Origin of the sequence: Paraburkholderia sabiae, from assembly GCF_030412785.1 — a bacterium.
GTDB lineage: Bacteria > Pseudomonadota > Gammaproteobacteria > Burkholderiales > Burkholderiaceae > Paraburkholderia > Paraburkholderia sabiae.
Window position 1 is genome coordinate 1,635,587 of record NZ_CP125295.1, and the last position, 12,054, is coordinate 1,647,640.

A 12,054-nucleotide genomic window follows, 5' to 3' on the forward strand; every position below is an offset into this window, starting at 1 on the left:
CCGTAAACGCAGTCAGAGCGCCACGTTCCATAGCAAACGGCGCCGTGCAAGACCACCGCGTACGACATGCGTTGCAGCGACAACGCGCCTCTCACAGTTATCTCACAGGAAGAAGCATGAACAAGGGCATCACCATCAAGGCACGAATTGGCCTGACGATGGCTTTTCTCGCCGCATTGCTGGTCGCCATCGCGCTGCTCGGGCTGTTTGGCCTGAGCCGCTCCAACGACTCGCTGCGCGACGTGTTCACGAACCAGATGCCGAGCGCCGTCGATATCGGCAATGCCGAGCTGTACGCCGCACGTGAACGTCTCGCCCTCGACCGCGCCGCGTTCATGCTCGGCACGCCCGAAGTTGCCGCGACGCTGGAGCGCGCCCGCTCGATGCGCGCGATCTCGGACGACTGGTGGAAGCGATATCTGTCGACGCCGCGCGGCGCCGAGGAAGATCGCCTGGCGCAAGACGTGACGGCCAAACGCGACACGCTTCATCAAACCATGGAGGCTTTCTACGCAATCGTTAGCGCAAACGATCAATCGAAGGTGATTGACGGCGCGAAGCGTCTCCAGGCGACCTACAACGAGCTGTCCGGCGCCGACGACGCGCTGCGCAAGCTCCAGTTCGAACTGGCCAAGCAGAGCTTCGATAACGCGCAGTCGACCTTCTCGACGTTCCGCGTGATCAGCATCGTCGCGCTGCTGGCGGGCGTAATCGCCGCGTTCTTCTCCTATGTGACGCTGCGCGGCGCGATCGCCCGGCCGCTGTCGGACGCGCTCGAACACTTCGACGCAATCGCCGCCGGCGACCTGCGCCGTCCCGTCGTGGCGACGTCGCGCGATGAAATGGGCCAGCTGATCGACGGTATCGGCAAGATGCAGCGCAGCCTGACGGAAACGGTCCGCACGGTGCGCTCGGGCAGCGAATCGATCGCGACGGCTACGCGCCAGATCGCGGCGGGCAATATCGATCTGTCATCGCGTACGGAAGAGCAGGCGTCCGCGCTGCAGCAGACGGCGTCGAGCATGGAAGAACTGACGGGCACGGTGAAGCAGAACGCCGACAATGCCCGCCAGGCGAGCGCGCTCGCGGCGAACGCGTCGGAGATTGCCAACAAGGGCAGCTCGGTGGTTGGCCAGGTGGTCGGCACGATGGGCGACATCAACCAGAGTTCGGCGAAGATCGCAGACATCATCGCGATCATCGAAGGCATCGCGTTCCAGACCAACATTCTGGCGCTGAACGCAGCCGTCGAAGCGGCGCGCGCAGGCGAAGAAGGCCGCGGCTTCGCGGTCGTCGCGGGCGAAGTGCGCAGCCTCGCGCAGCGTTCGTCGGCAGCGGCGAAGGAAATCAAGGAACTGATCGACACGTCGGTCGAGCGCGTTCAGGCGGGCTCGGCGCTCGTGGACGAAGCGGGTCGCACGATGACGGAAATCATCGGTGCGGTGCAGCGCGTGACGGACATCATGGGCGAGATCGCGGCGGCGTCGGAAGAGCAGAGCAGCGGCATCGATCAGGTTGCGCGCGCCGTCACGCAGATGGACGAAGTGACGACCCAGAATGCGGCGCTGGTCGAAGAAGCGGCAGCGGCGGCGTCCTCGCTGGAAGAGCAGGCAGCCAAGCTGCGTACGACGGTTTCCGTGTTCCAGGTCGACGAATCGGCCAGCAGCTTTTCGGCGACGCCGGCAAAGCGTCCCGTGCGCCACGCACCCGTGTCCGCACCGCGCAAGGTAGCGCCGTCGATGCCGGCCGCAGCGCCGGCAGCGGCAGCGCCCGCCGCGGCACCTGCGCCGGCTCGCGCCGCCGCGCCGCAGAAAGCGGCAGCGACGTCGGATGCCGATTGGGAAACGTTCTGACGCACCAAAATTGGGCTCGCGCGGCCGCATCGCTCCGCTGCGCGTGACCATCCGCTTCGTCCGTTCGCGCGATATGCCGCGGACCGACGCAGCATCCGAAGACGGCTGTCCTCGCCAGGGCAGCCGTCTTTTTGTTTTTCGAGCGCACCCGAACTGACCCGCCGCGGCATTGTTCCGGTACATTGACGAACGCGGTTGCGAACATGTTGACGGGTGTCATCAGGACATCGGGCACGTACCCACGCCGCATGACGGCGTGCGCGAACCGTATGAAGTGAGGGCGTTTCACGCGAGATGCCGCGCGTCCCTCGTCATGGCCTCGCCGCCACGCCGCGCGCGCTATGCACCGCCTCAAAACAGCCAACAAGGGATACGACATGACGGATCACGACCTCGCGCAACGCCTCGTGCATGCGCGCCGCCAGCACCGCGCTATCGACACGCTGCCGCTCGACTCCCTCCCGCCCGATGCCGCCACGGCTTATGCCATCCAGCAGTCGGTGATCACCGGCCTGGGCGGTGCAACGGGCGCCTGGAAAATCGGTGCCAAAGCTCCGGGCGGTCCGGCATCGGGCGCGCCGATTCCGGCTGCGCTGACGGTCGCTTCGCCTGCGCGCCTCGAACATGGTTCGTTTTTTCGCGTGCTGCTGGAGCTGGAAGTGGCGTTCCGCTTTGCCGAACCGATCGAGCCGCATGGTCAGGCCTATGCGCGCGACGAAGTGCTCGCACGCGTCGGTTCGGTGCTGCCGACCATCGAAATCGTCGATAGCCGCTTTGCCGAATGGCCGAACGTCGCGCCGCTCGCGCAACTCGCCGATGCGCAGAACAACGGCGCGCTGGTGACGGGGCATGCCGTGCCGTATGCGTCGATCGCGCGCTCATTCGATTTCGTGTCGCCCGAACTGGAACTGACGTTCGAAGGCAAATCGCTCGTGCCCGAATCGCCGGGCAACCCCGCCGGCGATCCGCGCGAACTGCTGGTGTGGTTCGTCAACCATTGCGCGGCTATGGGTATCACGATCGATCCGGAATGGACCATCACCACGGGCTCGTATGTGGGCGCGCATCGCGTCGATGGACCGGGCACCGTATATGGCCATATCGACGGACTCGGCGAAGTCGAAGTCGAATTGACGTAAACCACTAAGCTTCCGACACCCATCTCTTCCACGCGGCACCGGCACTCGAATACGTGCCGGTGCATGCGCATGCACTCACGCCCGCCTGCACTGCCTGCACTAATTCGTCCTTGCGGCCATCGCAGGTAATGAAGGGCAATCACCTGGCTACATCTACCTATTCAGACGCGTGCTGCACTCGTCGTCATACAGACATGAACGAGCGTGCATGTCGACTCTGCACACGACCCTGCACTTAACAGGGATTTCAGACGACATCGAGTGCATGTGACGCGTTGAACATGCACACGTACGCATGCAGTTTTGGTTGAACGAATTGACGTACGCACGGACGAACAGCAGGACATGCGCCCTACCGCACATGCAAAACATGTAACACAGCGAGCAGACTGTCGTCGCAAGCGCGGGTGTGTGCGTTATGGCGGAAAAGGCCGTGCGTATCTGCGTCAACGTGGAGTCATGGCGACGGAATGCATGGCGTCACATGCACTGCACGCACAGGCTGAAAGAAGTAATGTGTGGTCGGAGTGTGGTCAGGCAGACAGCGTGCTACAGGCTTGTTTGCGAAGGTGCGGAAAAGTGCAGGGAACCGCGCGATGCCACATGTATCGGATGTCATGCGACGCATGAAACGCAGGGAAGGAACGCGAGATGCAATGCAGCACGTCGGTCGTGTTTCGCAGGCTGTGGGCAACGATTGTAAGTGACCGTATTTTCGTCATCAAGCAGGGGTTGGCGAGTGCTGGCTGTGGCGCGATTTTCACAACGTAGTTCGTGAAAAAAAATTTAAAAGGGTTTAGGATGAATTCGAGCGATGTCGTTTCCTGATAGCGCGCCGCGCACGACATCGTCCCAGACTTCGGCGAGGAGGTAGCATGGATATCTACAGCAGTTTCGCGACCCGCTTCGAGAAAACGCGAGAGGAGGAACTTTCGCTCGAGGAGTATCTCGCGCTCTGCAAAGAAAATCCCGCCGCGTACGCCACCGCTGGCGAACGCATGTTGACGGCAATCGGGGAACCGGAACAGATCGACACGCGCAACGATCCGCGTACCTCGCGTATCTTCGCGAACAAGGTGATCAAGGTATACCCCGCGTTCCGTGAGTTCTACGGAATGGAGGACGTGATCGAGCAGGTGGTGGCCTACTTCAGGCACGCTGCCCAGGGGCTCGAAGAAAAGAAGCAGATTCTCTATCTGTTGGGCCCGGTGGGCGGCGGCAAGTCGTCGATCGCCGAACGGCTCAAGCAACTGATGGAACGCGTGCCGTTCTATTCGATCAAGGGTTCGCCCGTCAACGAGTCGCCCCTCGGGCTGTTCGATTACGACGAGGACGGTCCCATCCTCGAAGAGCAATATGGCATTCCGCGCCGCTACCTGAAGAGCATTTTGAGCCCGTGGGCCGTCAAGCGCCTGCATGAATACAACGGCGATATCCGCAAGTTCCGCGTGGTGCGCCGCTATCCGTCCATCCTCCGGCAGATCGGCATTGCGAAGACCGAGCCTGGCGACGAAAACAATCAGGATATTTCGTCGCTCGTGGGCAAGGTCGATATCCGCAAGCTCGAACAGTACGCCCAGGACGATGCAGACGCATACAGCTACTCGGGCGGTCTTTGCCTCGCCAATCAGGGCCTGCTCGAATTCGTCGAAATGTTCAAGGCGCCGATCAAGGTGCTGCACCCGTTGCTGACGGCAACCCAGGAAGGCAACTTCAAGGGCACGGAAGGCTTCGGCGCGATTCCGTTCGACGGCATCATCCTCGCGCACTCGAACGAGTCGGAATGGAAGGCGTTCCGCAACAACCGCAACAACGAAGCACTGCTCGACCGTATCTTCGTCGTGAAGGTGCCGTACTGCCTGCGCTACTCGGAAGAGATGAAGATCTACGAGAAGCTGCTGCGCAATTCGTCGCTGTCGAACGCGGTCTGCGCGCCCGGCACGCTGAAGATGATGGCGCAGATGTCGGTGCTCACGCGTTTGCAGGAGCCCGAGAATTCCAGCCTCTTTTCGAAGATGCAGGTGTACGACGGCGAGAACCTGAAAGACACCGATCCGAAGGCGAAGTCGTATCAGGAGTATCGCGACTTCGCGGGCGTCGACGAGGGCATGACGGGTGTGTCCACACGCTTCGCGTTCAAGATCCTGTCGCGCGTGTTCAACTTCGACACGACGGAAGTGGCGGCGAACCCGGTGCACCTGATGTACGTGCTCGAACAACAGATCGAGCGCGAACAGTTCCCGCCGGAAACCGAGCAGAAATATCTGTCGTTCATCAAGGACGTGCTCGCGTCGCGTTATGCTGAATTCATCGGCAAGGAGATTCAGACTGCGTATCTGGAGTCGTATTCCGAGTATGGGCAGAACATTTTCGATCGCTATGTGACGTACGCCGACTTCTGGATTCAGGACCAGGAGTTCCGCGATCACGACACAGGCGAGAGCTTCGACCGCGCGGCGCTCAACGCCGAACTGGAGAAGATCGAGAAGCCTGCCGGCATCAGCAATCCGAAGGACTTCCGCAACGAGATCGTGAATTTCGTGCTGCGTGCGCGTGCCGCGAACGGGGGCAAGAATCCCGCGTGGATCAGCTATGAAAAGCTGCGCGTCGTGATCGAAAAGAAAATGTTCTCGAATACGGAAGAACTTCTGCCCGTCATCTCGTTCAATGCCAAAGGATCGGCGGAGGAGCAGCGCAAGCACGAAGACTTCGTCAACCGGATGGTCACCAAGGGCTATACGCCGAAGCAGGTGCGGCTCTTGTGCGACTGGTATCTGCGTGTGCGCAAGTCGTCATGACACGCGTAGCGCAACGCCCGCGCCAACGGGTTCGCTTCACCCGGTACGCGCGGGCCTCCTGCGAGGCGCAAGCCGCATGGACATAAGATTGCATGCGCAACTTGCGCCCCGCGTATTCCAAATCGGAGCGGGAGACCGGATGTGCTTCATCAAATCATCGACCGCAGGCTGGCAGGCAAGAACAAGAGCATTGCAAACCGCGAACGCTTTTTGCGTCGTGTAAAGGGCTATATTCGGCGCGCAGTATCGGAAGCGGTGCGCGACCGCAGCATCAAGGATATCCAGAACACCCAGAGCATCACGATTCCGCGCAAGGACATTGCGGAGCCTTCGTTCCGGCATGGTCCGGGCGGCAAGCGCGAAATGGTGCACCCGGGTAACGCCGACTACATTCGCGGCGACAAGATCCCGCGTCCGCAAGGAGGCGGTGGTAGCGGTGGCGGTGGCAACGCCAGCAACGAGGGCGAAGGGCAGGACGACTTCGTCTTCGAACTCAGCCGCGAAGAATTCATGCAGTACTTCTTCGACGATCTCGAACTGCCGCGTCTCGTCAAAACCCATCTGCTCGCCGTGCCGACGTGGAAGAGTATCCGCGCGGGCTGGGCTGCCGAAGGCACGCCGAACAACATCGACGTGGTGCGTTCGCTGCGCAGCGCATTGGGCCGGCGTATCGCGCTCGGCGCGCCGCTCGTCAACGAACTGCACGAACTCGAACAGCAACTCGAAGCGATGAAGGCGGACCCCGCCGACCGTCGCGAAGAGATCAAGCTGCTCGAAGAGGAAATCCATCATCTGCGCGGCCGCATCTGGCGCATTCCGTTTATCGATCCGTTCGATCTGCGTTACGTGAACCGCGTGAAGCAGCCGCAGCCGTCGAGCCAGGCCGTGATGTTTTGTCTGATGGATGTGTCGGGTTCGATGGACGAGCAGCGCAAGGATCTCGCCAAGCGCTTCTTCATCCTGCTGTACCTGTTCCTCAAGCGTAACTACGAGAAGATCGAGGTGGTCTTCATCCGTCACCATACGCGCGCCGAAGAAGTCGACGAAGACACGTTCTTCCATTCGACGGAAAGCGGCGGCACGGTGGTGTCGAGCGCGCTGGAACTGATGCAGAAGATACTCGACGAACGCTACTCGCCTACTGAATGGAACATTTACGGCGCGCAGGCTTCGGACGGCGACAACTGGACCGACGATTCGCCGAAATGCCGCAAGATCCTCGCAGATGACATTCTCGAGAAGGTGCGGTATTTTGCGTACATTCAGGTGACGCCCGAAGAGCAGAACCTGTGGCTGGAATATGCGCAACTCGCACTGTCGCAGCCGCATATGGCGATGAAGAAGGTCGAAACGGCTGCGGATATCTATCCGGTGTTCCGCGAGCTGTTCGAAAAGCAGGTGGAAGCCGCATGACGACACGCCACCTGCACAACGAGGCGCGCGGCTATCAGCCGGAGCGTCGACAAGGCGTGCCGAAGCAGCGTGAGGCCGGGCATGCCGAGGCGAATACTGCGCACGTGCAGAATCCGCGTGCGCCCGATGCCGGAGCAGGCGTAGCGCCTGACGCAGCTGCAGCACGTGGACCCACCGGGGCGCCCACCGAAGGGCAAAGGGAAGTCCGTATGAACGTTGCCGATAGAAGGCCGTTGCCGTGTCCGTCCGACTGGACCTTCGAACTGATCGAAGAGTACGACACTCATATTGCGCATGTTGCAGAGCAATATGAACTCGATGTCTATCCGATCCAGCTCGAACTCATCAGCGCTGAACAGATGATGGACGCGTACGCGTCCGTCGGCATGCCGGTCAATTACCGGCACTGGTCGTTCGGCAAACACTTTCTTGCTACCGAAAAGAGTTACCGTCGCGGGCAAATGGGCCTCGCGTACGAGATCGTCATCAACTCCAATCCCTGCATCGCGTATCTGATGGAAGAGAACACGATGACGATGCAGGCGCTCGTCATTGCGCATGCGGCCTACGGGCACAACTCGTTCTTCAAGGGGAATTACCTGTTCCGCTTGTGGACGGATGCGCATGCCATCATCGATTACCTCGTCTACGCGAAGAACTACATCGCGGAGTGCGAAGAGCGCTTCGGGCTCGATCGCGTCGAAGAACTGCTCGACTCGTGCCACGCGCTGATGAACTACGGCGTGGACCGCTACAAGCGTCCGCAGAAGCTGTCGTTGCAGAAGGAGTTCGCAGCGCGCCGCGAACGCGAAGCGTATCTGCAGTCGCAGGTCAACGAATTGTGGCGCACGCTGCCAACGCGTCACACGCCGTTGCCCGAAGAAGTGGAAGACCGCTATCCGCCCGAGCCGCAGGAAAACCTGCTGTATTTCGCGGAGAAAAATGCGCCGCTGCTCGAACCGTGGGAACGCGAAGTCATCCGCATCGTGCGCAAGATCGGCCAGTACTTCTATCCGCAGCGGCAAACGCAGGTGATGAACGAAGGCTGGGCGACGTTCTGGCATTACACGCTGCTGAACACGATGTACAACGAGGGCAAGCTCGAAGACGGCTTCATGATGGAGTTTCTCCATTCGCACAGCAACGTCGTCTATCAGCCGCCCGTGACGAAGCCGTATTACAGCGGCATCAATCCGTATGCGCTCGGCTTCTCGATGATGAGCGACATCCGCCGCATCTGCGAACACCCGACGGAAGAGGACCGCAAGTGGTTCCCCGAACTCGCGGGCAGTCCGTGGCTGCAGGCGCTGCACTACGCGATGCGCAACTTCAAGGACGAGAGCTTCGTTGCGCAGTATCTGTCGCCGCATCTGATCCGTGAAATGCGGCTCTTTTCGGTGCTCGACGACGACATGCGCGATGCGCTCGAAGTCTCCGCGATCCACGACGACAGCGGCTATCAATACGTGCGTCAGGCGCTCTCGCGCCAGTACGACATGCATCATCGCGAGCCGAACATTCAGGTGTATTCGGTGAATACGCGCGGCGACCGCAGTCTCACGCTGCGCCACTTCATGAGCGACAACCGGCATCTGTCGGGCGACAGCGACGAAGTGCTCAAGCACATGGCGCGCTTGTGGCAATTCGACGTGTATCTGGAAAGTGTCGACGAAAACGGCACGGTCAGGAAGCGTTACGAGTGCCGCTACCAGGCGCCTGCCGTTCGCGTTTGAGTCCCTAACTGATCGTCACCAGAGCCAGCCTTCGGGCTGGCTCTTTTCTTTTGCGCAGCGTTTCTAGCAAGCGGCGGCTGAGTGCCCGAAAGGAAGCGCAACCCTACAGATGCCCGCGCACACGCCGTTATCCTGGGATATCCGTTAAGATACCGACGCGCCAAAGCTTACATATAGATACAATCTCGCACGCGCGCTGCAACCCGGTTGCAACGAGACCGAAACCTGGTTGAAACCGGGTGGAGCGCAAAACAAAGGCGGCGTTCGACCGCTGAAACTTCAAGAAGGGACCGACACCAGCATGACCGATACGACAGTCTTCACGCCCTCCGATACCCGGCGACGCATCTTCGCGATCGTCGGCGCTTCGTCGGGCAATCTCGTCGAGTGGTTCGATTTCTACGTCTACTCGTTTTGCGCACTGTACTTCGCGCCCGCGTTCTTCCCGAAGGGCGATACGACCGCGCAGCTGTTGAATACGGCTGGCGTGTTCGCTGCGGGCTTCCTGATGCGCCCGATCGGCGGCTGGTTCTTCGGCCGTCTCGCTGACAAACGCGGCCGGCGCTTCGCGATGATGGTGTCGGTGTTCATGATGTGCGGCGGCTCGCTGGTGATCGCTGCCTTGCCGACCTATGCACAGATCGGCGCGCTTGCGCCTGCGCTGCTGCTGGTCGCGCGCCTGTTTCAGGGCCTGTCGGTGGGCGGCGAGTACGGCACCAGCGCAACCTATATGAGTGAGGTTGCGTTGAAGGGCCGTCGCGGTTTCTTCGCGTCGTTCCAGTACGTGACGCTGATCGGCGGTCAACTCTTTGCGCTGCTCGTGCTCGTGATCCTGCAACAGGTGCTGACGACGGAAGAGCTGAAGGCGTGGGGCTGGCGCGTTCCGTTCGTGGTCGGCGCACTGGCGGCCCTCGTCGCGCTGTATCTGCGCCGCTCGCTCGACGAAACGACGACGGCCGAAACGCGTCAACGCAAGGAAGCGGGCACGCTGCGCGGCATGTGGAAGCACAAGGGCGCATTCTTCACGGTGCTCGGCTTCACGGCTGGCGGCTCGCTGATTTTCTACACGTTCACGACGTACATGCAGAAGTACCTCGTCAACACGGCGGGCATGAACACTAAAACGGCGAGCAACGTGATGACGGCAGCGCTCTTCGTCTACATGATCATGCAGCCCGTGTTCGGCGCGCTGTCGGATCGCATCGGTCGCCGTCAGTCGATGCTGCTGTTCGGCTTCTTCGCGACGATCGGCACGGTGCCGCTGCTGCACGCATTGAAGGACGTGACGAGCCCGGTAATGGCCTTCGTGCTGGTCGTGATCGCACTGGCTATCGTCAGCTTCTATACGTCGATCAGCGGCCTCATCAAGGCCGAGATGTTCCCGCCTGAAGTGCGCGCGCTCGGCGTCGGTCTGTCGTATGCAGTGGCGAACGCGATCTTCGGTGGCTCGGCCGAATACGTCGCGTTGTGGCTCAAGCAGGCAGGCAGCGAATCGATGTTCTACTGGTACGTGACGGTGCTCTGCGCGATCGCGGGCCTCGTGTCGTTCCGCATGCGCGATCCTTCGAAGGAAGGCTACCTGCGTAACGAACCGTGATGCTTTGCGCCTGAAGCGCGATCACGATGTGCAAAAAGCGGCTCTTGTTAGAGCCGCTTTTTTTATGTGCCGTTACTCGGAAAGGTCGGGGAAAGTCAGGGAAAGCGCGGTGCCGATGGCGGCAGTCCGCGCGACTTCGTCGGAATGAAGGCGCGCACGATCAGCGACAGATGATAGTAGAGCCGCACATCGAAGCCGTACGAATACGCGTAGAGATGCTCGAACGCCACGCGCAACGCTGCAAAGGGCGCGTCGTTCTTCGCATACAGCGACACGACGATCGGCGCGAGCCTGCGCAACGCGAGCCGGCGCGCAGGTTCAAGCGACGCATCGAGCGTCAGCTTCGACACGAATTCGAATGCCGTGAACGAAGCGGAAGCGGCCGAGCCGCGCGAGCGGCCCGAAACGGACGCGTCCGTCTTGCGGTAGTACGACACATAACGATGCAGGTAAAACACCTGCGATGCAGCGAGACACAACTCGGAACCGAACACGTAATCGCAGCACGTCCCGACGTCATCGCGATAGCTGATCCGTTTGACGAGCGCGGCATTCGCCATCCAGCCGTTGTTCGGGAACATCTGCACGAGACCCGTGCGCCCTGGCTGCTTCTGCAGACCTTGCGCGGCTGCGTTGCGATGGAAGGCCTCGTTGACGGTCGCACTTTGCGCCGTATCGAAGTTGCCTTGCGCGTCGACTTCGTACTGATCCGCGAACGCGACTTCGAGTTGCGGATGCTGTTGCCACAGCGCCAGCAAAATTTCGATGCCATCGTGCGTGAAGTAATCGTCGTCGTGAATCAGCGCGATCTTGTCGCCCGTTGCGCGCGCGAACAGACTCGCGACGTTGCGCGCCTGACCCAGCGACGGCTCGTTCTTCACGTAGCGAATACGCGCGTCGTGCGCGTAGCGCGTGGCGATCAGCTGTTGCGTGCGCGTATCGCTCGAATCATCGCCGATCAGTACTTCGATGTTCGTGTGCGTCTGTGCCAGACACGAATCCAGACATTCGACGAGCAACTCGGGCCGGTTGTATGTCGGGACGCAAATGGAAACCTTGCAGGATGTCGTCATTGTTTTCCGCTCGCTCCATTGACCAGAAGCAGCGGACTCGTTACGAAATCTTCCGCTGCTCGCCGCAAGGTAGATGAAGGGCGCGGAAAAATAACCAGAAAAAATTCAGTAAATAATGCTGTTTCCGTGAATTCCGGCTGCAGACTGTGCGGGATTTGCCGTGAAAAAAATACGGCGGCGCTGCAAAAAATGCAGGCCGCCGTATTTCTTGCTGCGAATGGTCGCGCTCGCGCGCGAATGCATCAACCGACGGAAGGTTCGCCTTCGCCGGTTTTTCTGCCGGGGCGGTCGGCAGGCGACTGCTTGCGGTGTTCGTCGTCGCGTTCGGGCATCTTGCTCTTTTCGTTGTCGCTGTGAACGGGAGGCTTCGGATGTTCGAGATCGCCGCCGGGGCTGGCCGTGCCGGCCGTATCCTGCTTCTGGCTGCTCATGGGATGCTCCTTGGAAC

At 60.7% G+C, this 12,054-nt stretch carries 8 protein-coding genes; 6 read left to right on the plus strand and 2 right to left on the minus strand.

What is annotated here, in order from left to right; genetic code table 11:
- The first annotated feature begins 116 nt into the window (after nucleotides 1-116).
- The 6 genes from QEN71_RS07365 (at nucleotide 117) to QEN71_RS07390 (ending at nucleotide 10,533) form a co-directional block, all read left to right on the plus strand.
- Nucleotides 117-1,853: a methyl-accepting chemotaxis protein gene (locus QEN71_RS07365; RefSeq protein ID WP_201656336.1), complete on the plus strand. Its 1,737-nt coding sequence runs from the start codon at nucleotides 117-119 to the stop codon at nucleotides 1,851-1,853.
- A gap of 377 nt (nucleotides 1,854-2,230) precedes the next feature.
- Nucleotides 2,231-2,992, plus strand: coding sequence for a hydratase (locus tag QEN71_RS07370; RefSeq protein WP_201656342.1), 762 nt, complete (start codon nucleotides 2,231-2,233; stop codon nucleotides 2,990-2,992).
- 875 nt (nucleotides 2,993-3,867) lie between these two features.
- On the plus strand, nucleotides 3,868-5,790 hold the full coding sequence (locus QEN71_RS07375; RefSeq protein ID WP_201656345.1) for a PrkA family serine protein kinase: 1,923 nt from the start codon (nucleotides 3,868-3,870) through the stop codon (nucleotides 5,788-5,790).
- A gap of 141 nt (nucleotides 5,791-5,931) precedes the next feature.
- Entirely contained in the window at nucleotides 5,932-7,203 is a 1,272-nt protein-coding gene (locus QEN71_RS07380) for a YeaH/YhbH family protein (protein ID WP_201656348.1), read from the plus strand.
- Nucleotides 7,200-8,936 carry a SpoVR family protein gene (locus QEN71_RS07385; protein ID WP_201656351.1) on the plus strand — a complete coding sequence of 579 codons (1,737 nt, stop codon included), beginning with the start codon at nucleotides 7,200-7,202 and terminating at the stop codon, nucleotides 8,934-8,936. The genes QEN71_RS07380 and QEN71_RS07385 overlap by 4 nt, the downstream gene beginning before the upstream one ends.
- Before the next feature lie 301 nt (nucleotides 8,937-9,237).
- A complete protein-coding gene (locus tag QEN71_RS07390; protein ID WP_201656354.1) occupies nucleotides 9,238-10,533 on the plus strand; it encodes an MFS family transporter in 1,296 nt (431 codons plus the stop codon).
- 95 nt (nucleotides 10,534-10,628) lie between these two features.
- Here QEN71_RS07390 and QEN71_RS07395 read toward each other — a convergent pair whose 3' ends face one another.
- Nucleotides 10,629-11,606: a glycosyltransferase family 2 protein gene (locus tag QEN71_RS07395; protein ID WP_201656357.1), complete on the minus strand. Its 978-nt coding sequence runs from the start codon at nucleotides 11,604-11,606 to the stop codon at nucleotides 10,629-10,631.
- A gap of 242 nt (nucleotides 11,607-11,848) precedes the next feature.
- Nucleotides 11,849-12,037, minus strand: coding sequence for a hypothetical protein (locus tag QEN71_RS07400; RefSeq protein ID WP_201656360.1), 189 nt, complete (start codon nucleotides 12,035-12,037; stop codon nucleotides 11,849-11,851).
- Nucleotides 12,038-12,054: the final 17 nt, after the last annotated feature.